Origin of the sequence: Paenibacillus sp. FSL R10-2771 (genome assembly GCF_038000205.1) — a bacterium.
GTDB classification, from domain to species: Bacteria; Bacillota; Bacilli; order Paenibacillales; family Paenibacillaceae; genus Paenibacillus_AQ; species Paenibacillus_AQ phytohabitans.
On record NZ_JBBOBM010000001.1, the window covers coordinates 8001421 to 8026013 of the forward strand.

Sequence of the window (24593 nt, forward strand, 5' to 3'; positions counted from 1 at the left end):
GAGAAGGAGAGATTCACATGACTGGATTAAGCCCAAAGGCCGCAGAAACCCTAACACGCTGGCTGCAGGACCCTTCCGTTGACGAGAGCACCAAGGCAGAGCTGAAGGCTCTTGCGGATGAGCCGAAGGAACTGGAAGAACGTTTCTATAGAGACCTCGAATTCGGGACAGGCGGTTTGCGCGGAGTGATCGGCGCCGGCAGCAACCGGATTAACCGATATACCGTAGGCAGAGCGACACAGGGCTTCGCTAATTATATTCTGGGACAGCATACAGGAGAAGGACGTCCTTCCGTGGTCATTGCCCACGATTCCCGCCGCTTTTCGCCGGAATTCACGCTGGAAGCTGCACTTGTGCTGGCCGGCAACGGAATTGAGACGCATCTGTTCCCATCCTTGCGGTCCACACCGCAGCTGTCCTTTGCAGTTCGCCATCTGAAGGCCTCAGGAGGCATTGTAATTACTGCAAGTCATAATCCGCCTGAGTACAACGGGTACAAAGTGTATAACGCAGAAGGCGGGCAACTGGTGCCTGACGAAGCGGAGAAGGTAATTGCTAATATTTTGGAAGTCGACTCCTTTAACGGCGTAAAGCGTATTTCCCGTGAAGCCGCAGAGAGTGCAGGCTTGCTGCACTGGCTGGGTGAAGCTGAGGATGAAGCGTTTACGGATACAGTAGCCGCAGTCAGTGTCGGCCGTGAAGAGATTGCTTCTACGCTTGGCCGTGATTTCTCGATTGTCTACACACCGCTGCATGGGACAGGCAACCTTCCGGTCCGCCGTGTACTTGAGAAGATCGGTTTCACCCAGGTACATGTGGTGCCCGAGCAGGAACAGCCGGATTCAGAATTCTCCACGGTGAAATCGCCGAACCCGGAAGAGCGTGAAGCCTTCACCTTGGCTATGAAGCTGGGTGAGGAACTGAATGCCGATCTGTTAATTGGTACAGACCCCGATGCAGACCGTATGGGTGCGGTTGTGCGGGACAATGAAGGCAAGTTTGTGGTCTTGTCCGGTAATCAGTCGGGCGCCCTCATGATTCATTATTATTTGAGCCGCCTGCAGGAGCAGGGCAAGCTGCCAAGCAATGGTGCAGTAGTTAAAACTATTGTGACCAGTGAGATGGGAGCGGCTGTAGCCAGCCATTACGGCGCTACCGTGTTCAACACGCTGACAGGATTCAAGTATATCGGCGAGAAGATGAACCAATTCGAGCAGTCCGGCGAATACACTTATCTTTTCGGATATGAAGAGAGCTATGGTTACCTGGCCGGCAACTACGCCCGTGACAAGGATGCTGTACTGGCTGCGATGCTGATCGCTGAAGCGGGGGCTTATTACAAAGCCCAGGGTAAGACGCTGTACGATGTGCTTCAGGAGCTGTATGCACAATTCGGCTACTTCCTCGAAAGCCTCGAATCGCGCACCCTTAAAGGTAAAGACGGTGTAGCACAAATTCAGGGAATCATGAATGACTGGCGCACCAGCCCGCCGCATGAAATTGCCGGAGCCTCAGTTACAGAGGTACTCGACTATTCACTCGGACTGAACGGTCTGCCTAAGGAGAACGTGCTGAAATATCTGCTCTCTGACGGCTCATGGTTCTGCCTGCGTCCTTCCGGCACCGAGCCGAAGATCAAGGTTTATTTCGCCGTCGTTGGCGAATCGCTTCAGAATGCCAAAGACAAAGTGGCTGAATTGACTAATCAGGTTATGGCCCGTGTAGACGGGAAATAATACTAAATATAGAACATGCCTGCGGAAACGGAGCTGCTCCTGGTAGAGGGACATCCGTTTCCGCTTAAATTTGACCACTGCAAGAGTGTTTGAGCTTATTATGACGGATTGGCAATTAGCTTTAAAGTGAAAGAGGAGGTACTTTTGGTGCATCAGAAATGGCAACGCTGGAATATAGCTTCGCGCAAATGGTTGTGGATTATCGTGGTGATTGGCCTGCTTGCTGCTCTCCCGGTTGTGTATGATCGTCTTCAGACGGAGAAGTCTTCCAAAACGGTTGAATTTGTCTTTGATTACCGCGATCTGGTCGAAGTAGCCAGCTACCGGGGGAATCCGCAGGATTATATCTCCGAGCAGCTCGACCGGCTGAAGTCTGCCGGTGTTCAGAGTATGGCAATATACGAAAGCACATTGGAGGATTTCCGCAAGGCCCGCCGCCTGATGCTGTGGGGAGCGGCTGATATCGCTAATCTGACCGATACTGTAATTCCTGAGAATGAGAACTATACATATGTCCTCTTTACCAGTGCGAAGAACAGTGGAACGCTCTCACCGATCATCCGGGAGGCATTTGCCGGCTTGGATATTGCAACAGAAGATTGGACCTACCGCGGACAACAAGGCCTGATTATCAAAACTCCCCTGGAGGATGCAACGCTCAAGCCGCTGCAGCCGGATCCGTCTACACTGGAGATGCTGCATGACAAAGGCTTCAATATTGTGCCGCGCCTTGTAGATTCGCTGGCGTATAATCAGGAAGCCGTTAAGAGTCTGCTGGACCGTTACGCGGAGCTTGGCGTCAAACGTCTGCTTTTCGAAGGCGAGTCTGTTAAAGGCTACTCCGATGATGCCGATCTGGCCAGTATCACAGCATTCGCCGATCTGCTGAAGGAGCGCGGGATGGGGATTGCAGCTATTGAGAATATTAAGGTACAGCAAAAAGGCTTCTCCAAACTGGCCTATCTGCTGGACTATAACGTGACCCGGCTGTACTCGCTCAGTGAGGCTGATTCCGGCCTGTCCACAGATGTGATTGCCGACCGCTTTGCACTTGCTACGAAAGACCGTAACATCCGGATGATCTATCTTAATACGATTCCGTCACGGGATACATCCAAGGCACAGGTTACCGATACGCTCGACAATCTGGTTACCAGCCTTAGCGGGCCTGATGGTGCAGTTGCAAAAATTGAAGCTAACGGTTTTGAAATGGGACAAGCTACTGCGTTTGATGTGGTGGATTCCTCTTTCCAGCGTTATTTCAAATTAATTGCTGTAATCGGGGCTGTAGCCATGGTTGCACTCCTGGTTTCCTACTTTGTTCCTTGGCTTACACTGCCTGCATGGGTGCTGGGGCTGCTGGGAAGTGCAGGACTTATGGTTCTGAAGCCGGCGTTATTTGAACAGGCACTCGCTCTAGCAGTGGCTATAAGTGCGCCTACCGTGGCTATGGTGCTGGCTATCCGCAAGATTAATGAAATGGGACCGCCGTTGCGTCCCAATGCCTTGACCTTTGCTGTGATGGGCCCGCGCCGCAGGCTGACACATAGTCTGGTTCTTTACGTCAAAACAGCGCTCATCTCGTTTAGTGCAGTACCCTTTGTAATTGCGCTCTTGAATAATGTCACCTATGCCCTGGTGCTCAATCAGTTCCGCGGCGTAAGTCTGCTTCATTTAGCACCGATTGGACTGACTGCGCTGTATGTGCTTTTGTACCGTGGGGAATTCGCCTTCAACAAGACCGGTAAGCTGCTGCGGACGCCGATCACGCTCGCAATGGTAATTGCTGCCGGCGTGCTGGGTATTCTGGGGATGTACTATTTAAGCCGTACAGGCAACAGCGGCAGTGTAAGCTCGCTCGAGATGTCGTTCCGCACCTTCCTGGAGAATACTGTCGGAGTAAGACCGCGTAACAAGGAGTTCCTGCTGGCACATCCGCTCTTTATCCTTGGCGCTTTCATGGCCTATAAATACCGGAATGCTGCTTTTATTATGATTATTGCGGTTATCGGCCAGTTGTCCATGGTAGATACCTTTGCCCATATTCATTCGCCGGTTCTGATCTCGCTGGTCCGCGGACTTCTTGGTCTGGGACTCGGTCTTATCATCGGCATTATCGCTATAGGGGTATGGCAGATTGCGGAAGGGTGTTGGAAACGATGGTCGCCGCTGCTCAAAAAATTATAATTTCGGGTTATTACGGATTCCGCAACAGCGGAGACGAGGCGGTTCTGCAGTCCATTCTGAACGCACTCCGTAAGCAGTCCGAGGCTGCTGGAATAACGCTGACGCCCGTGGTGCTCTCCATTGATCCGGAATGGACAACCGCTGCTTACGGTGTCGAATCCGTGCACCGGATGAAGCTGGGGGAAGTCCGGAAGGCCATATCAGGGAGTGCCGGGCTGATAAGCGGCGGGGGCAGTCTGCTTCAGGATGTAACAAGCAGCAAGACTATTCCGTACTATCTGGCCATCATTAAGCTGGCCCAGTGGATGGGCAAGCCCACCTTTATCTATGCCCAAGGGATAGGCCCGGTGAACCGCAAGCTGTTTCATCCGCTGATCAAATCGGCTTTCCGTAAATGTGCTTATCTATCCGTACGGGACGAGCAGTCCCGCCTGCTGCTGCAGTCTATGGGTCTGGACAAGGACAAGATAGATGTCGTCCCTGACCCGGTTATGGGCCTTACGCTACCGGAAGATGTACGCAAAGAAACACATGAGCCGAGTAGCGGCAATGCGCATATCCATGATTCAGATATCTCTAATCTGCAGACATCACCTTATACCGTGGGCATCTCCGTACGTTTCTGGGAGCAGTCGCGCAAAGAGCTGGATGCATTGGCTGAAGGCCTGGTGAAGGTATCAGCAGAGCTGCCGCTTCACTTACGTTTTCTGCCCTTTCATCATTCTGCGGACAATGAGGCTTCACGTTATGTCATGCAGAAGCTGGGACAAGTTGTAGAGGAGCATGGGGGAACCGTCAGTATTTGCGAGGATGCGCTCCATCCGCAGCAGATGCTGCGTGAAGTAGGACAGTGTCAGGCGCTGATTGGCATGCGGCTCCACAGCCTGATCTATGCTGCCGGAAGACGGGTACCGCTAATGGGGGTCTCCTATGATCCGAAGATCGACCATTTCCTTGAACGGATCGGTTGCCGGCCGGTAGGTTCGACAGCTGCGCTGGAAGGTGATATGGTTGCAGCGGGACTTCTGGAGCTGCTAAAATCGGGGGAGTCATGGAAGCGTGAGCGTGAACCGCTGATTGCTTCGCTGGTTGAAGAAGCTGAGGCTCCGGCCCGGCAAGTTGCCCAATATTTCCGCCGTAAAGGATGAGTGACAAGTGAAAGCAGATAGCGCGATACCAACAGTGCCGATTTTCGGCATTCGAGTATCCAAAGTTGATATGAAGACAACGGTTTCTTATTTGACGGAGGCGGTTCATAATCGTGTTCCCCACCAGGTCATTACCGCTAACCCGATCATGGTCATGGCGGCCCTTGAGAATCCGTCGTATATGGAGATTATGAAATCAGCAGAGCTTGTAGTTCCCGACGGGACTGGTGTAGTGTGGGCAGCGGATTACTGCAAAGAGCCAGTCGCTGAGCGTGTAGCGGGTTTTGATCTTTTACATGAATTATTGCGCCAGGGTGAAAGCTACAACTGGAGAGTATATTTGCTGGGCTCAACCCCCGAGGTGATTCGCGAGACGACTTCTAGGTTACAAACTGGATATCCCGGCATTGTCATCGCAGGCTATCATGACGGGTACTTTGGTCCGGATGAGGATGAGCAGATCCTCGCCGGAATTCTCGAAGCTAAGCCTGACCTGCTCTTCGTTGCCAGAGGGGCTGACAGCCAGGAGCCATGGATTGCTAAATATAAGTCCCGTCTCCAGATTCCGGTCATGATGGGCGTCGGCGGGAGCTTCGATGTAATCTCCGGCAAGAGCCGCCGTGCCCCCAAAGCCTTCCAGAAATTGAGGGCAGAATGGTTATACCGGCTGATTAAGGAACCTACACGTTACAAAAGAATGCTTGCGCTGCCGAAATTTGCAGTAAAAGTGGTACGAGAGAAAGATAAAGTGACAAAAGACCAGTAATTTGAGGGTATTTACTGAAAAAATCCGTGTAACAGCCTAAAAACGGTATTGGAATTTGTTTTTGGTTCAGCGTATAATTCAATGCGGTAGAGAAATGGGGGTCGACTGAACAAATGTTAATCATATACATCGCCGGATTTATTGTGTGCATGGGACTTGCACTGCTTTTGACGCCGCTCGTTAAGAAATTTGCTATTAAGATCGGTGCGACAGATGTGCCTAATGCCCGTAAAGTGCATACGAAGATCATGCCCCGCCTTGGCGGACTCGGCATATTTCTGGCGTTTGTGTTAGGCCTGCTTGCCGTATTACCGATTATTCCGTATGACTTCACTCCGCGGGAGGCTAACTTCATCAAAGCGCTGCTGTGTGGCGGCGGTCTGATTGTGCTGATCGGCGGTCTCGATGACCGGTTTGAGCTATCAGCCAAGGTGAAGCTGCTGGGCCAAATTGCCGCAGCCTGCATCGTAGTTTTCGGGTTTGGAATTACTGTTGATTTCGTAAACATTCCCTTTCATAATAGCTATTCCTCACTGGAGAGCTGGATTGCCATCCCTCTGACGATCTTCTGGATTGTCGGCGTCACGAACGCCGTGAATCTGATCGATGGACTGGACGGGCTTGCAGCCGGTGTATCCGGTATCGCGATTGCCACCATTGCTGTAATGGCCTTCCTGATGGGCAATACCATGGTTGCTCTGCTGTGCTTACTGCTTCTGGGCAGTATACTCGGTTTTCTGTTCTTTAACTTTCATCCCGCCAAAATCTTCATGGGTGATACAGGCTCGCTGTTCCTGGGCTTCTGCCTGGCGCTGCTCGCGCTGCTCGGATTCAAACAGATTGCAGTGGTATCGTTTATCACACCACTCCTGATTATCGGGGTTCCTTTATCGGATACATTCTTTGCCATCGTACGGCGTAAGCTGCAGAAGAAACCAATCTTTGCACCGGACAAAGGCCATCTTCATCACTGCCTGCGTGAACTTGGCTTCAGCCACCGCCAGACCGTATTGATTATTTATGGCATCGCAGCCTTCTTCGGAATTCTGGCTGTTATCCAGACCTCCGCTTCGCTATATGAAGCCAACTGGGTTACGTTTGTGGTTATCTGCGTCATGCTCTTCTTCCTGCAGATTGGTGCGGAGATCACTGGTGTGATCAGCAAAACCAAACGCCCGGTCATAGACTTAATCCTAAGAATGCGCATGAAGCTGGATCCTGAGCGCAGTTCTAAATCGTAATTCTTCATTTGTCATCCATACCATTTTAATTGTAGTGATCATCGAACCTTATTCCTCTGGAGTAAGGTTTTTTATTTTTTTGCTAATTATTAGTCAATTGCTGTCCGATAAAAATTATAGAGTTGGTTAAGACGCGGAATGCTGCACAGGCCGACAATAAACCAAAAAGCAGTAGGAGGTTTCTTACGTGAAAAAAAGATTAAAGACGATAGGCGGCATGTTTTTATCGATGGTGATCCTGCTATCCACTCTTTCATCAGCAGGTGCTGTTTACGCAGCGGATGCCGCAACGGGCCAATATTTTCAGTTCACCAAATTCAGTACAGATAAGTCCGCTCCAACCTCAGTGAATACTAACACTGTCGACGTAGAAGGCACGTTCAATGGAGTTTCTGCAGACAGCATCTACTATCAGGTGGATGGGATTGTCAATGGTAACGTAGTTCCGGGAGCGAGCGGTGCCGACGTTAAGCCGATCATTGAGAACGAGAAAAACTTCCGTTTTCCAGGCGTTAAGCTAAGCCAGGGCCTTAACCGGATTACAGTTTACGGTACAACGGCTACGGGAAGCTTGGCCAGCGGTGAAGCCTATGTTAACTTTTCAAACGTACCTGCCATTTATAATATAGCTTTGCCGGATGGTACGTTGTTGAGTGCTGATACACCTGCAATGGTGAATACCGCCGGGCTGACCTTAACACTGGAAGCACCAAATGCAACTGAGGTTATGGTCAATAACACCAAGATGTTTAACGGCGGCAGCAGTACCTTCGTTATTGCTGATATTCCGCTGACAGCGGGGCTTAACAAGCTCACGTTTGTTGCGACTACAGATTCAGGCACACGTACTTATGCGGTAACACGTGAAGTGGTGTATTCACCTATTGATAAGGGAACTCCGAATAAAACCAAAATCGGTGCTTACGCTTTGGACAACGGGAATCTGGTCTCTCCGACAGGCTCAGATACCACGGTTAGCGGCAGACTTTCCGGCTCCATTACCTTCAGAGTGGCTGAGGATACTTCCAAGCCGCCTCTTTCAAATTTAACTTTTAGCATAAAGAATGCCACTACTGGCAACAGTGTACCTACGAATGGTGAAACTACGGTTGACAGTAATGGAGTTAAGTCGGGAGAGTTTATCACCTTTAAATATACCAGTACTCAGGATGTTACTATTTCGGCCAATGGCAAATACATCATTACTTTCAATACTAACAATGGAACCTATGACGGCAAGAGCATCAATCCGCTTGATTTCACCTACCGGAATGCGAATGACCCTTCCATTACAGGTGTGGAACAGCTTTACAGTCCATCGGCGGGCAACCCGGTTACGTATTCTTCATCCGGTGTGTTCACCGGTAATTCCAACCTGTTTGAGCTTCCCCTGTGGCTGATGGTCAAGACCAGCGAGACCGCAACTGCTCCGGATAACCTGGAGATCAGCACTTACCAGAATGGAACAAAGGTCTCTGCTGACCGTTTTGTTGTGGATTCTACGAAGAAGACTTCAGATGGGTATAAAGTATTTAAGATTACAGGTATGCCTTCAGGCGAACAGACCCTGCAGATTGACTTGAAGAAGAATGGGGCAGTTATTGATACCAAGGTACTCTCCGTCAATTATGTTTCGGCCCCATTTATCGATGTGACTAATATTTATAATAACCAGGTGTTCAAATACACTGGAGAATTCACTTCTATTCAAGGGCGGTTGGTAAACTTCCCCGCCGGTGATAAATCATCCATCAAAATCACCATTAACGGAACGGCGGTTGTCCCGACGATTGTGAATGATGAATTTAGTTATACAGTTCCTACCGGTATTCCGCTGGTTTCTGGCCCGAACAAAATTGCCATAACGGGTGTAGCAAATGGCGTTCCTGTTTCCACGAATCTTACTGTATATTTGTTCCCGGATAATGCTCCTAATATCGATGGAGTTGCCCCATACCCGGTAGGGCAAACTACAGACCCAGACAAGTTATTCATTAAAAATTCAAATCTTAATTATACAACTAACCAATCTACTGCGGACATCCGTTTTGTCGCAAGCAACGCTACCCAGGTTGTCGTTATGAAGGATGGTAAACAGTATGCTGTGGCTGACTATAAGACAGATACTAATAATAATGGATTCTGGACTACAGAGTCCGCTTATCTAACTGTGCCTACTAATAAAGATGGGGAATTCATCATTAAAAACCAGGAACTGCCCACAACAGGCCTGCAGACCTTTGTGATTTCGGCGAGACTGGGTACAGTCGGTGTTACACAGACACTGCTGATTACCCGTGAGGTTCCTCCTTACAGCATTCTTTCGCCTAAGCTTCCTAATGAAAGCATCATTAAGCAAAATTTCGTTGATGTAAGTATTCAGGCAGAAGGAGCTACGAGCATTGTTATTGGTAAGGAAGCAATGATCAAAGGGGCTAAAGATATCTTCCGCCTGGAGCTGAAGGGTCTGAAAAAAGGGAAAAACACAATCAAATTTACAGTCACAACAGGCACGAACAAAACGAACGGAACTTTTGATGTAACTTACTCAGATGAAGTGCTGCAAGGGGCGCAGTTGAAAACAACCCTTAACTCTTCAGGTAAGCTCACAGCATTCCAGAATGCGGTTAGCCTTGTTTTCCCAAAAGGAACGATGCTGCGGGATTCTACACCAACCCCAGGGACAACTAATACACGGCAAATCAATCTGTTCAACGATCAATACATCCTGGTTGGTATTGCTGATAAGCAGGACGGACGTACCGTGAAACAATACAATCCGGTTGGTGAATTTGATGGAACGGGATACCAGGACGGCAAGCTGGTTGAAGTTCCCGCAAGTAGCTTGGCTGCTGCGTATATGACACCAAAGCTTCATTATGGGTATGCTTCAAATCTGTATTGGATCGACCCGGGATACTTTGTTTCAGCAACTTCGATTAATGATTACTCAACTGTAGTTGCCTCTCATCCATATAAGAAAGGTAATGAATCTTTCCTCGGGCATATGGGCAGATGGATGGAGCCTACCCAGCAAGGGAAGATCACACTGAAATACGACTCGAGCATTGTTAATGCTGCAACGTCTAATATCTCTGTATGGAAGAATGTTGACGGCACGTGGTACAACATGGGCGGGGTAGTTAATACAGGCAGCAAGACGATCACTGCTACTTTTGACGGTTTCGGGTATTACACCGTAATGAGTCTGCGCTACAGCTACGATGACATCGTATCTCATACGTATGCACGCAGCGAATTGGAGACTATTCTCTCCAGAGGGATTATGAACGCAAAGGATGCCAATGAGTTTGGTGTCTATGAGAATGTTACCCGTGGTGAGTTTGCTACCATGCTTGTCAAAATAATGGGTATACAGCTTGATTACGAGCCAAACAATCTAACCTTCTCGGATGTAGTTAAGTATAGTGACTATCACTGGGATTACCGGTATATCGAGACAGCCGTACGCAAAGGGATTATACGTGGGACAGCACCGAGAATCTTCTCGCCTAACCGTACGTTGTCCAGAGAGGATGCAGCGGTGATGATCGCCAGAGCGATGAGCCTTAAGCTGGGCAGCAATGCTACTGACCTGGCAGCCCTACAGAAGCTCTTTACAGACACGGGTTCAATTGGATCAGTTTACTCTGCACCTTCCATCCTTGCGGCCTACAAGGCTGGTATAATATCAGGAATTGAGAATAAGCTGGTAGCGGGACAAAAGAAGGCGACTTACCGGTTTGATCCTCAGGCTAACTTTACAAGAGCGGATGCGGCTGTCATGGCACAACGCATCATGGCTAAAATGAAGAGATTGTAGTATAACACCTCTATATATGAAGCGAAGAAAGCCTCTGACTCCCTGTTTGCGGGAAAGAGGCTTCTCTTTTGCATTTTCCATATACAAATCTTTGAATTGTGGGTTACTTTGCGTTACAATGGCCTAAGAAGCTGTAAGTACAACATTTAAAGCAAGAAGGAGAAAGCCATCGATGAAACCGATTTTATCAAAAGCACAATTGGATTACATGAAAGCAAAGAATATGTTTGAGAATAGAGCTAAGGTTATGGAAAAGGAAATTGCAGCTAAACGGGCGCTGCAGGAGATCACTCAGGAAGTAATGGAAGAACTTGTTCAATCTACAGGATTCCATGACGCCTATAATGAGCTGGTCATTTCCGAGAATGCCTTGATCGAATGGTCCCATACCACAATCAAACATGAGAAGAGCTACCGCGAGAACCGCGCAGCGATCGATGCTATGTATGAGAATGTGAACGCTAGTCCTGAGAAGCGTCAGGAATTGATACAGCTTTCCATGAAGATCCGATAGACCCTTTTGTATAGAAACAGTGTAACAGGCTGCCGGCATACGCTCGGTAGCCTGTTTTTATGTTCATTATTAGATAAATGCATTAGATAAATGCGTTTGTACTATATAAATATGGGTAACTATTATTAACTCATTGAGCTTCTGTATTAGGAAATGTTTGTTTATTATCTTAACAAATATTGCTTAATGACGTTTGGAAAGTGTCTATGCTATACTGATTCCCGTAGCCACCCAACATTAACAATAGTTAGTAGAACATACATATTGTATCTTCTATCGGAACGGGGCCGGGATACAAAAGAAAAAAGTTTTTTTTGAACAAAGCGCAACTTTCTCGAAACTATTGCGTTTAAGGTGTAGAGTCACTTGCACAAGGCAAATGCGGATTGACCCTTAGTGGTACAACGTATTGCCGAATGGAAAAATTAGCTTTACGTGACTAGAGGCACATTGTATAATACTTAGGTAGAATTAGGAATCTAGTATTACTATGCCTTGAAGCTGTTTACAAGTTTCTGTGATACCCGTCACAGACATTATTTATACTTAATATGCTCAACTCGGGAAAGGGGGTGCATCGGCTAATGAGTGACATGAGCTACCCAACTAAAGAAAAATCTCAGTTCATGAACGTCCAAGGAGGAGAAAAAAAGGTTATGAAGAAAATTTTATCCGTAGCATTATCTACAGCAATGGCATTCTCGATGTTTGCCTCTGTAGCATTTGGTGAAACAGCAAAAGCAACTCCACAACAGGCATTTGATGCTTTGGCAGCTAAAGGTATTCTCAATGGGTACCCAGACGGTCAAGCTCATCTTGAAAAAGACTTGACTCGCGCAGAATTCGCTAAGATCGTTACTAAATTGTTCGGTCTTACTGAAGTAACTGGCAAGTTGTCTTACAAAGATAAAGGTTACACAGCTACTAACTGGGCTGTTCCTTACATCGAAGCTGTTACTGCAGCTAACTTGATGCAAGGTAAAGATACTGTTAAAGGTCTTTTCGACTACAACGGTAAAGTAACAGTTGAAGAAGTAGCGGCTGTATTGTTCCGCGCTTTGAAACTGGAACAACCTACAACAACTGATAACTCCGCTTCTGTATGGGCTAAGGGCTATGCTCAAGCAGTTATCAACGCTGGTCTGGTTGCTCAAACAACTAACTTCAAAGCTAACGCTACTCGCTCTTTGGTAGTAGAAACAGCTTATGCAGTTGATCAAATGTCCGTAAAACCTACATTGACTGTAGCTTCTGCTGAAGCAGTAAGCCCAACCAAAGTAGTTGTAACTTTCTCTGACAAAACAACTGCAGACGTTGAATTGACAACTGCTCTGGTAGCAGGCGTTGAAACTACAATTAACTTCAAGCATCTTGAAAAAGACTACACTGCAAAAGTAACACTGCAAGCGCCTAAGGTTGTTTCTGCAACAGCTCCAAACGCTAAGCAAGTGGTAGTTAAATTCAACCGCGCTATTGATGTTGATACACTGGCTGAATCCAGCAAAGTTATCGACGGCGTTGTGAAAGTAACTAAGGTAGGAAGCAAGGATGATGAAGTTTCCAACGCTTATGTAACTTTCAGTGCTGATAATACAGAAGCTACTATTACTCTTCCAGGTGTTAAGGCGCTTAAAGGCAACTACACAGTTGTAGTAAGCGATGCTGTTAAAACTACAGCTGGCGAAGCTATCCCAGCATTCACCACTTTGCTGACTGTGGCTGATACTGTTGCCCCAACTGTTGCTTCTGTTACTTCTTCTGCTAAAGCAACTACTAAAGATGTTTATGTAACTTTCAGCGAACCAGTTAAAACTACTGGTATCGTGGCTTACGTAAATGGTTCTGCTGCTTCCACAACTGTCCAGAATGATACTTACACGGAATTCAAATTGAGTGGAGTAACATTGGATAGCGGAAAAACTTATGACGTATCCCTGCTTAATGTAACTGACTTTGCAGGTAACGTAGCTACACCAAACCCAATCAAAACAACTGTAACTGTTGTATCCGATGTTGCTGCTCCTGTAATCAAGAGCGTAACAGCTGTGAGCGACAAGTTCATTGAAGTTGAGTTTGACAAGAATGTTGACCGCGCATCTTTGGTGGGTAATGTTCGTCTCCTGAATGCTGTTGGTGAAAGCCAAGGTACATTCAGCGTGATTACTACTGCTAACGGCAAAAAGTTCACTCTGCAGAGTCCTTTGACTAGCTTCCCATCCACTGGCACTTTCACTGGATCCGTTGTATTCGGAGCAACTGTTAAGGATACACTCGGTAACACGCTGGGAACTGCTTCGAGTCAAGCGATCACTTTCACTAAGGATACTGTAGCTCCTACAGTTACTGGTGTTACTTACACAACTTCTGGTACTGTTAAAGGCATTAAATTGACATTCTCCGAAGATGTTGTAAATAGTGGAGTTGGTTCTGTAGTTCTGATCAACAACAAAACTGGTCAATCTACTTCGATTGCTAACACTACAAGCGGTAGCGGCAAATCGTTCATCTTGACTGCTGTCAATGTAGAAGCAGGTGAATACACTGTGCGTCTGCCAGAAGGACTCTTCAAAGATAAATCCTTCTCTGCTAACAAACTTGCTGCAACTGTATTGGCGGTGACTATTGGATCCGCAACTACTGATGGCGATGCTCCAGTATTGTTTAACAATGGCATTGTAATCAATGACAGTGCAAAAGCTGCTGTAACTGATACAGTTTACGGTGATGCTACTGTTACTGTTGACCTTAAAGATGCAAGCGGTCTGAACACTGCATCTGTATTGGATATTAACAGCTATACTTTGGATGACAAGGCATTGCCTGCTGGTTCTTATGTAACAATCCAGACTCTTACAGATGCTGGTGTTGTAACTACTCCTTCATCCAGTCCGAAGTTTGCTCGTGCAACAATTCATATCCCTAGCTCTTCTGTCACAGAAACTAAGGCTGATTACAAGTTCGTAGTTAATGGTGTTACTGATACATCTGGTAACCCTATCGAAGCAGTTAGCAAAACTGGTAAATTGACTAGCAGAACTAGCCCGCTTCTTACTTCGGCAGTAGTTTCCAGCGGCAATTCTTATGAGCTTATCCTTGGATTCTCTAAAGAAATTACAGTGCTGAATGATCAGGATCTGCAATTCTACATCAACAATGATGTTGCGGCTTCCAATGTTATCAATCAAGCTAACTACACAGTAACTAAGATTGTTAACGGATCGGATAAAGGCAAATGGTCGGTTACTTTCTTGAAGAAAGCTATCGATCCTAACGCAGCAGCTACGGATACTTTGGATCTGAATTCCAATGATGTTAACAGAATCATCGTTAAAATTGCTGGAACAGCAACTGCTCACGATGGTGATGGCAACATCATCACTGACGGTACTGAAATTTCCGCTAAGTAATCTCCGATTACCGAAGCAAAGAATAGCCTCTTCGGAGGCTATTCTTTTTTTATAGCCATTTATCCCGAGTGGAGGAGGAATTTAGTTGAAAACGGTTTGGAAAGTCTCGATGTCTGCGGTACTGTTAGCTGGTGGCCTATGGGCAGGTTCGATGCTTAATATTACAGCTGAAGGTGCCGGTGTAGGTTCACAGCCAGGTACAGCAGATGATCCTGTTGTCACCAAGAGTTATGTAGATCAACAGATTCAAAAAGCTTTGCAAGGTGGGACCATTACTACACCAACGCAAGCTCCAAGTGCAACTGCAACTAATGAGCCTGCCGCAACTACAGCTCCGACACCTGCACCAACTCAAAGTACCGGAAATACCGGAACTGCTGGGAATGCGAGCGAAATCGTTGATGTAAAACCCGGACAGACTCTAATTGCCGGTGCAGGTGCAGAATTTATTGTCCGCGCAGGTAAGGCGATTATTTATTCCCAGGATGCTAACGGTGTCGCTGATCTGACAGATGGTGTAGATCTGGCAAACGGCGCGGCTGCTCCAACGAATCACCTGTTATCTTTCCCAAGGGATGGACGTGGAATCACGGTCCAGAACGGTCAGACACTAGGTCTTGTTGTTATGGTCCGCGGTTCATACACTTTGAAATAAGCATTTGCACATCGCATTGGTAAGCAGTAAAATGATGTTTTCCTTCCTATATTAAGAATGCCCTGTAATATGCATGAACATACACCCGGAACTCATTCCCACAGCTGACAAACATTGATCGGACTGAGGCCTCTGGAATTCGCACACAATACTACCTGTAATCTTAAAAAATTCACAGGAGGTGCTGTAACATGGCACGCACTAATCGTACAGTTGTACCAGAGAGCCGGGCAATGCTGAAACAAATGCAATATGAGATCGCTTCTGAATTTGGATTATATGGAGCATCATATGGCGGTGGCATGGATACGGAATTTGCTTCTGAGCTGGGAATGACGGGCGGGGCCGGTGCAACCGGTGGTACTCCGTATCTGGGACACCTTACTTCCAGAGATAATGGATCTGTAGGCGGGGAAATTACAAAGAGGTTGATCAAACAGGCGGAGCAGTCTCTTTTCGCATAAGCTGCCTTCAATTGACAGCAACCGGTAAATAAGATAATATGACTTTTGAGGAAAGCCTTAGACCTTTTCCATGTGGAAAAGGTTCATTTTTTGAATAAACCGGCTTATCAGTCTTTATTATTCTACTTAATATATTTGGCCTGTTAATTACTAAGGTGCCCCCTTATACAGTGTCAGACTAACAATATGGGAGGTAGTTGTACATGTCTATTAAAGGGCGTCATTTGTTTACTTCTGAGTCTGTAACAGAGGGACATCCGGATAAAATCTGTGACCAGATATCCGATGCGGTACTCGATGCATTTCTTGCTAACGATCCCAATGCCCGGGTAGCCTGCGAGGTAGCCGTAGCAACAGGCCTCGTGCTTGTTATTGGGGAGATCAGCACCAAGTCCGAATATGTGGATATCCCGGCAATTGTACGTAATACGATTAAGGAAATCGGCTATACCCGTGCAAAATATGGTTTTGATTTTAACACTTGTGCAGTGCTTAGTTCATTAAATGAGCAGTCTGCTGACATCGCCCAAGGGGTAAATGCAGCTCTGGAGAATCGGGATCCTGACCTTGTAGCTGAAGAAACGGCTAACATTGGTGCTGGTGACCAAGGGTTAATGTTTGGTTTTGCTACTAATGAAACTCCTGAACTTATGCCGCTTCCGATTGCTTTGTCGCACCGGATTGCCCGTCGTTTGGCGGAGGTTCGTAAGAATGGAACTCTTGAGTATCTGCGCCCGGATGGCAAGACTCAGGTAACAATTGAATATCAGGATGAGAGACCGGTTCGTGTAGATACGATCGTTGTTTCCACGCAGCATGCGGAAGAAATTTCTCTTGAGCAAATTCAGGCGGACATTAAAGAGCATGTTATTCTTCCTGTTGTCCCGGCTGAGCTACTGGATGAAGCTACTAAATATTTCATTAATCCGACAGGCCGCTTTGTGATTGGTGGTCCTCAGGGTGACGCCGGTCTGACCGGGCGCAAAATCATCGTTGATACATATGGCGGGTATGCGCGTCATGGCGGCGGTGCATTCTCCGGTAAGGATCCAACCAAAGTAGACCGTTCTGCAGCTTATGCTGCACGTTATGTAGCGAAGAATCTGGTTGCTGCAGGCCTTGCTGACAAATGTGAAATTCAACTGGCTTATGCGATTGGTGTAGCTAATCCTGTCTCGATCAATGTAGATACATACGGAACAGGCAAAATCAGTGAAGAGAAGCTGGCGAATCTTATCAGCAGCAACTTCGATCTTCGTCCGGCAGGCATCATCTCCATGCTGGATTTGCGTAAGCCTATTTATAGACAGACCGCAGCGTATGGACATTTTGGCCGTACAGATATTGACCTTCCTTGGGAACGTGTCGACAAAGCAGATATGTTGAAAGCCCAGGCAGGGATCTAAGAATATAATTTAACTATGCCCGTACAAGCCCCTTCTTTGAAGTGAGGAGGTCTGTACGGGCTTTTTGTGCCTTCTTATAAGCGAGGGGATGATGCCCGTGCTGCTTGAGGCTATCTTCTAAACTTTGGAAGCCCTTTAACCGAAATATAACAGTATAGAAGAAATGCTCGAGTGGCTGAAAGGAGCTTTATTAAGAATGAACAAGAAATTATCAATAGGGACGGCTATTATCATTGCAGGCAATCTGCTGTTTGGTCTGGGCAGTCCGGCTATCGGTGTACATACATCTGCGGTATATGCCGCTTCGGAGTTCGGAATAACAACATCTCCAGTTAATGGTGCTGCTTTTGTGAATGTAGGGGCTTCTTTGGGACTTAAATTTGACCGTCAGGTTATTCCGCAAACGGGGAAAATCACAATTACAGAGCAGGACTCCGGAACAATGTTTACGGAAATTGCTATTGGCAGTTCAGGATTGATCGGCAATTCTACTAATTACGAAATCAAATTAGGCTCCAGCTTGAAGTTTGCGCCTTATAAGACATACAGCGTGAGTGTGCCTAAGGGGCTGTTCAAAGATAGCTCAGGTAATGAATCGGCGCTAACCAGCTGGACTTTCACAACGGCTGGAGAGAGTAATCCGGCTATTGTAGCAAGCAGTTTGTTCCCTGCGAACAATTCTAGGGTGGAATCCGGAGCATTAACTCAGTTGAGTCTGCGCTTAGCTGGAGTCCTTACAGGAGGAGGTGGTTCCGTCAGGCTGATCTCTTCTGCGGATAACTCTGTAATACAGGAATTTCTCATCAGGGACGGAGAGCCCAAAGTAGGGCTGTTGAGCGATGCCACTTCCACTACTGTTACATTGACTCTGGCCAATAAGCTTCCAGCAGGCGGAAATTATTATGTGCTTATCGATTCTTACGCGTTCAAAGATGCCAATAATACTAATTTTCCGGGAATATCGAGCGGTAACGGCTGGAGCTTCTCCACGACCGGCAGCGGTACAATTTCAGCATCCACTGCCCCGGCAAATGCTTCATTTGGTGCATCGGCAAGCGGGGCAATCAAACTGTACTTTGACCGTCCGATGAGTCCGGCAGCCGGAACGATTTCTGTCTCACCAGGTACTCAGGATGACTCCAGAACGAGATGGATTAATGTCAACTCGACGAGCGTCACTGGCGGGGGAAGTTCGACGATTACACTGCTGCCAGCCTCGGCGACCTCGCCACTGTTGAATGGTACGTTGTATACAGTTACAATTCCGCAAGGGGCTTTTTATGATCAGGATGGGCATATATTTCCGGCTGCGGGTTCGTATTCATGGACGTTTACAACGGCTTCACTTACAAGTTTGTCGGCAACTGCTATATCGCCAGCAGACCGGAGTGAGTCGGTAGAATTATCTAAGTCGATCACACTTAGCTTTAACAAGGAGGCGGTCTATAATAGCGCCGTCACTAATGGAGTTGTTCTATACAAAAGCAATGGAACAAAAGTGGCGGCAGCTGTCCAGCAAGGTGCTACAGCCAAGGATTTCATTATTAAGCCAACCGTAGCTCTCGAATCAGATACTATTTATTATATAGACATCGCTAAGGGGGCATTCACGGATGCGGGAGATCCCAGCTCACAATATGAGGGATTGAGCGGTACAAAATCATGGAGTTTCCGCACTGTGGCTGTGGATAAGACGGCTCCTCTGCTTACGGGTGCAACGCTGGATAACAACCGGACGATCCGCTTGAAATATAATGAGATGCTCAATTCATCGATAGCTTTGCTGGCATCCAGTTTTACGGTCAGTGTGAATGATGAGAATCGTACTGTAGATAGCGCTTATGTTCAGGGCGACAGTGTCTATCTTACTCTTAGTACAGGGATAGCCGTAGGGCAGAATGTCAAAATAAGCTATACTGGCGGAGTGCGGACCATCCAGGATACCAGCAGCAATGCTGCAGTAACCTTTTCAGCAATGCAAATTACCAACAGTATAGAATCTTCACTTCCTACACCTAAGGAAGGCAGAATTACAGGCAAAACGGTGATGCTGACCTTCAATGATACGCTCAAAACAGTATCTTCTTATGCCCGGGAACAGTTTATAGTAACATCTGAAGGATATTCGCTTGGAGTGGATTCAATTAGATCCAGCGGAAACACAGTATATATAACGACGGGCGCGGAAGCTGGAAATGGAGAGGTGGTAAGGGTATCCTACTATGCAGGCTCGTATCCGCTGCTCAACTCACTGGGACAGAATATTGCCGATTTTTCTGATTTTAATATCCGAAACAGTAATGACAGCGTAGCTCCGGTATTTCAGAATGCAACGGGAAGCGGAACAAAGCTTGTGCTGAACTATAATGAAGGTCTGTCAGAGAGCAATCTGCCGATGAACAGCCAGTTCTCAGTGCTGGTAGGAGGTACTCCTAACTATGTCACCAACGTGGCAGTAAGCGGAAGCAGTGTGAAATTAACGCTTCAGAGCAGCCTGGTTATTGGGCAGACGGTGACAGTCTCCTATGTACCTGGCGTTAAAGGCATTACCGATCTTAACGGCAACCGTGCAGCCTATGTTGATCTTAAACCAGTCGATCTTAGCGATATTGTAGTATCGGAAATCAGCAGTGCAACGGTGTCAGGGAATGAGCTTACACTAACTTTTGCCCAAAGCATGCTGACTTCTTCAATGCTTAGCACCTCCCAGTTTGCGGTCAGAGTGAATGGGACAAGTATGTTAGTGCAGAGCTATACTCTAACAGGGACAGTGCTCAAGCTGGTGCTTTCCGGATCTGTGACGAGCGGACAGACGGTCGATCTTTCTTATACCTCAGGTACATCTTTTATTAGAGATCTCAATGGAAATGCACTGGCTTCCTTCTCGCTGCTGCCGGTGAAGAACCTTACTGGAGTTACGACCGTAACAACGGACGGTAACCGGCCGTCCTATCTGGGTACGCTGGAGGCTAGTGAATTTGGAGAAGCGGTTCCTCTGCTCAAAAGCGATTCTTCGGTGATAGCGGCAGATCATTCCATCTACAGCCAAAATGTCAAAAGATACAGTCTTAATGCGGAGAGATTAGCTGCCAGTTATACTTTTTTAAATACACAAGGGACAGCCGCTCTGCTATTTGAGGTGCCTTCGACAGAATTAGCTGCTTATGTTACAGTACCTCTGCAGCCGCTAATGGATGCGCTCAATCGCAACAAGGCTTCGAACTTTGGTATACGCTACGGGGATCAGATCTTTAGTGTTGATCTCGGAAAGGTAGATTTGAACGGAATTGTGGCCAGCCTCAATACAACTGGCAGTAATATCTCGCTTATCTATCGTATAGAGAAAATGCCATCAGAGGCTTTTGCCCCATTTGCCCAAAGACTGCAAACTCAGGGGCTTACAAGTATAACCCCTCTTGCCGATCTTCGTTTGGCAGCATCGGTGACGGGTAATTATGCGAACGAGAATGCGCTTAGTTTACCCGGGAAATATTCGGTGAGGACGACAACTCCTAATAATAGTGAGCAGACTTCTGTAGCCAGATTGGATCTTTCCTATTACGATGCCGCTTATCTTCCTACAACAAGTATTACTAAAGGGACTTATACGGTCAAGCGTGCTTTGACCAGCGGGAATCAGATTGTGGGAGCATTCACGTCCACACGCTCTTTTACAGATATGGGTACACACTGGAGTAATACAGCTGTAGCGGAACTGGCAGCCAAGAATATTATCGATAATAGCTATGGAAGCCAGTTTAAACCGGAGCAAGCCATAACCCGCAGTGAATTTGCTGTTATGCTGAGCAGAGGGCTGGGGCTGTTAGGGGATAGCGGGACAGCGCAGCGTTTCACGGACGTGCAGTCGTCCAGCCAAACGGGCGATTACATCGGTGCAGCAGCGAAGGCCGGTATTATAACGGGCAACACAGACGGGACCTTCCGTGCGGGGGATAAGATCACCCGTGAGCAAATGGCAATTATGATGGTGAGGGCAATGGAGTATACAGGACAGCCTATAACGCTTAGCGCATCGGTTATGGATACCCTCAGTCCGTTTAAGGATAGGGCGAAAATTCTAAGCCAGAGTACGGAATTCGTAGCCAAAGCGGTCAAAGCAGGAATTATCCAGGGGATAAGCACCACGCAATTTCAGCCGCAAGGCAACGCTACCAGAGGACAGGCTGCTGTAATGCTGCATCGGATGCTGAAGATGGCAGTTTATATGTAAGTGAACTTTATACAATAATGGAGCATCCGGCACAATGTGCCGGGTGCTTTTTTGCGCGGCTGCTTGAGGTCTGATATGACTCGGTATAGTCTGAAATCCCTTCTGGTAATCTCTTTAAATCGCAACTTTTCAGCCGGAAATCAGTCTATTAAAGATGTAGCCTAAAATAGGAACTGATATCCAGATATTGATAGTGAGATTGAAGAGTACAAAATAGATGGGAGAGTAACGCTGAAATGAATGAGCTTTTCATGGGGAAAAAGAGTAAAGAGCAAGTAAACAAAAGTCAATGGTCTCCTGCTAAAAAGTGGATCGCGGCATCAATAGCAGGTGTAATATGGATCATGCCGGTTATCGGAAATGAAGGCATCGGATGGTTAGGCTCAAGTTCCGCTTCAGTAGCGCAAGCTGCTACAGCCTCCTTCTCAGTGACAAAGCTGAGCGAAGAAGTCATTACTTCAGGCGCGATGATGATGAAATATAAATTTACGACCGTGCGGTCCGGAAAAAGTGTAACAGGGCTGGCTGACGTGGTCCGGGTCGATTTGAATAACCCTTATGTCTCTGTAGATGTAATGACGGGCAAAGGCGGTAATCTGACTACGCGGCAAAGTACCGGAGGTATGGCGGCAGAGACCGGAGCAGTGGCCGCAGTTAACGGGGATTACTTCAATACCGGCGGGGAAGGTGCACCGATCGGCGGTCAAGTATCAGGCGGGGTTGTAGTATCTACACCTTCCCAGCTTGATGGAATGTATGCTTTTGCCGTGACCAAAGACCGTAAGCCGGTTATTGATGAATATACATTCGAAGGCATGCTGACTGCTGAGGATGGTTCACAGTTTCCGTTATCCGGTATCAATAAAGGGGCCTATAACCCTGAGGGCGGCAGTTCTACCTACAGTCATGCCAATGCCGCCTATATCTACACAGATGCCTGGACAGCGCTGGAGCGGCCTAAGAACAGCTCTACGACGCCTACAGAGGTACTGGTGGAGAATGATATCGTTACCCAGATTTCCCCTGATGCCGCCTTGCCGATAACCGTGCCTAAAGGGGCGTACATTCTGCGCACTCACGGGCTTGCAGCCCAATTTGTAAAAGCTCATCTGGTGGTAGGCCAGAAGCTAAGCAGTGTCTACACGCTTCGTTCCAAAACTACTCAGCAGGAGCTTGACCCATCCACACTGCAGATGATGATCGGGGGGCATACCATTCTCGTTAATAACGGGAAAGCAGCGCCCTTCTCCCGCTCCACCAGCAGCATCGGCGGATATCGTGCCCGCACAGCTCTGGGTTATTCAGAGGATGGACGATATGTATATGTCATTGCAGCTGAGAAAAATAACAATAGTGCAGGACTGTCTCTGACGGAGCTGCAATCGTTCATGACCAATATCGGTGTCTGGAAAGGGATCAACCTGGACGGAGGTGGCTCTACAACGATGGTAGACCGTCCGCTTGCGGAAACCTCCACTACCCTTACCTTTAATACAGAGTACGGCACAGAGCAGCGCAGCATCGTTAACGGCGTTGGTGTATATACTTCTGCTCCACAAGGTGAAGTGAAAGGAATTAAGATCAGCGGCAGTTCTGTATTGTTAATCGGTCAAAAAGCTACGTATTCTCTAAAAGGCTATGATACTTACTACAATCCAATTGATGTAGCTGCAGCTAATCCTGCCTGGAGCTCTAGCGGCGGTAGTGTTACGGTGAATGCAGGGGAAGCAACCGCAGTCAAGGCGGGAACCGTTAACCTGAAGGCTACCAGCGGTTCGGCCAGTGCAGAGACCAAGGTAACCGTTCTGGGCGGAGATGACCTGACAAGTCTGACTTCAAGCACAACTACTGCGCCGCTTATAGCTGGAGCCTCCGTATCTGTTCCAGTTAATGCGGTGTCGAAGAGCGGGGCAACGATTGCCGTTCCGGCTGCATCGCTGAAATGGGAGTTTATCGGCTTTAAAGGGAATGTAGGTGACGGTAAGCTTACTGTCGAATCCGTGGATCCGGGGGTAACAACCGGATATGCCATTGCCCGTTATGACGGCTTCAGCACAGCTGTTGTGTTCTCTGCAGCGGCGTCAACGGCTTGGGAGAATTTCGAAAATGCCACGTATCCATTTGCCTTCACAACCAACGCGGCAGGGGTAACGGGTACGGCGGTAGTTGTCCCGGGCAGTGCGGAACGGGCTGGCTCGAAGGTATTGTCGCTTAGCTATGACATGACGGCTGGCACCGGTAAAATGTATGCTTATGCCCAGTTCAACGGGACAACAGGCAAGAGTATTCCGGCAACGGCAACGTCTATGTCCGTAGACGTGATGGGGGATATGAGTCTTAACTGGCTGCGTGCAGAGGTAACGGATGCCAGCGGGGCAACAGCGTATATTGATCTGGCCAAAGTGATCGACTGGAATGGCTGGAAGAACCTCAATATTGATCTTTCCGGTTCAGGGATTAAATTCCCAGCTTCCCTAAAGAGACTTTACGTGGTAAATGTAGAGGAAGGCCAGGACGAGCGGGCTAAGACAGGTACGGTAGACTTTGATAATATTTCCTTCGTTATGCCTTCGCTGTCCAGTGAAGCCGGATTGCCTAAGGGAACGGCGTCCATGAGTATCGGAGCCAAGTCGATGCTTGTAAACGGCACAAAGCAGGCGATCGATGTAGCGCCGATTGTAAAGGATGGCAGCACGTATGTGCCGATTAAATATGTGCTTGATGCCTTTGGCGGGAATGCCATATGGGATCAGAATACCAAGAAGATCATGGTGCTTCGCGGAGCGAAAGCGCTGGATCTGACGGTAAACAAGAAGGAATTCCTGCTTAACGGGAAACGCCAGAGTGCTGATGTAGCACCTTTAATCCTGAATGGCAGGACTTTAGTACCGCTTAGACTCGTGACAGAACAGCTAGGACTCACTGTAAAATGGGAACAGATAACGAAGACCGTAACTATCGAATCGTGATATGTTAGTATAAAGGAAAGCCTTTAATACGATCCGATAGAAATGG

General features: G+C 47.5%; 13 protein-coding genes. All 13 read left to right on the plus strand.

From position 1 onward, the window contains the following. Positions 1-17: 17 nt before the first annotated feature. The 13 genes from NSU14_RS34790 to NSU14_RS34850 all read left to right on the plus strand — a co-directional run bounded on the left by NSU14_RS34790 (position 18) and on the right by NSU14_RS34850 (position 24547). On the plus strand, positions 18-1736 hold the full coding sequence (locus NSU14_RS34790; protein WP_039303744.1) for a phospho-sugar mutase: 1719 nt from the start codon (positions 18-20) through the stop codon (positions 1734-1736). A 147-nt stretch (positions 1737-1883) separates the two neighbouring features. Beyond that, positions 1884-3923, plus strand: coding sequence for a DUF5693 family protein (locus NSU14_RS34795; RefSeq protein ID WP_340948777.1), 2040 nt, complete (start codon positions 1884-1886; stop codon positions 3921-3923). After that, a complete protein-coding gene (csaB, locus tag NSU14_RS34800) occupies positions 3896-5071 on the plus strand; it encodes a polysaccharide pyruvyl transferase CsaB (protein ID WP_076246371.1) in 1176 nt (391 codons plus the stop codon). The genes NSU14_RS34795 and csaB overlap by 28 nt, the downstream gene beginning before the upstream one ends. A gap of 7 nt (positions 5072-5078) precedes the next feature. Further along, positions 5079-5837, plus strand: coding sequence for a WecB/TagA/CpsF family glycosyltransferase (locus NSU14_RS34805; protein WP_042140237.1), 759 nt, complete (start codon positions 5079-5081; stop codon positions 5835-5837). A 113-nt stretch (positions 5838-5950) separates the two neighbouring features. Continuing rightward, on the plus strand, positions 5951-7078 hold the full coding sequence (locus NSU14_RS34810) for a glycosyltransferase family 4 protein (RefSeq protein WP_042140236.1): 1128 nt from the start codon (positions 5951-5953) through the stop codon (positions 7076-7078). A 187-nt stretch (positions 7079-7265) separates the two neighbouring features. Beyond that, positions 7266-10901, plus strand: a complete 3636-nt coding sequence (locus tag NSU14_RS34815; protein ID WP_340948780.1) for an S-layer homology domain-containing protein — start codon at positions 7266-7268, stop codon at positions 10899-10901. Positions 10902-11073: 172 nt separating this feature from the next. Next, positions 11074-11415, plus strand: coding sequence for a hypothetical protein (locus tag NSU14_RS34820; protein ID WP_042140234.1), 342 nt, complete (start codon positions 11074-11076; stop codon positions 11413-11415). 584 nt (positions 11416-11999) lie between these two features. Then, complete coding sequence (locus NSU14_RS34825) at positions 12000-14822, plus strand: S-layer homology domain-containing protein (RefSeq protein ID WP_076246377.1); 2823 nt, start codon at positions 12000-12002, stop codon at positions 14820-14822. Positions 14823-14907: 85 nt separating this feature from the next. Continuing rightward, positions 14908-15477: a hypothetical protein gene (locus NSU14_RS34830; protein ID WP_340948781.1), complete on the plus strand. Its 570-nt coding sequence runs from the start codon at positions 14908-14910 to the stop codon at positions 15475-15477. A 191-nt stretch (positions 15478-15668) separates the two neighbouring features. Then, positions 15669-15941, plus strand: coding sequence for an alpha/beta-type small acid-soluble spore protein (locus NSU14_RS34835; protein WP_039303766.1), 273 nt, complete (start codon positions 15669-15671; stop codon positions 15939-15941). Between the two features lie 203 nt (positions 15942-16144). Next, positions 16145-17347, plus strand: a complete 1203-nt coding sequence (metK, locus tag NSU14_RS34840) for a methionine adenosyltransferase (protein WP_076246382.1) — start codon at positions 16145-16147, stop codon at positions 17345-17347. Positions 17348-17543: 196 nt separating this feature from the next. Then, the gene (locus NSU14_RS34845; protein WP_340948782.1) at positions 17544-21578 is read left to right on the plus strand and encodes a SwmB domain-containing protein; all 4035 of its coding nucleotides are present in this window, start codon (positions 17544-17546) and stop codon (positions 21576-21578) included. 251 nt (positions 21579-21829) lie between these two features. After that, a complete protein-coding gene (locus NSU14_RS34850) occupies positions 21830-24547 on the plus strand; it encodes a stalk domain-containing protein (RefSeq protein WP_340949041.1) in 2718 nt (905 codons plus the stop codon). The last annotated feature ends 46 nt before the right edge of the window (positions 24548-24593 follow it).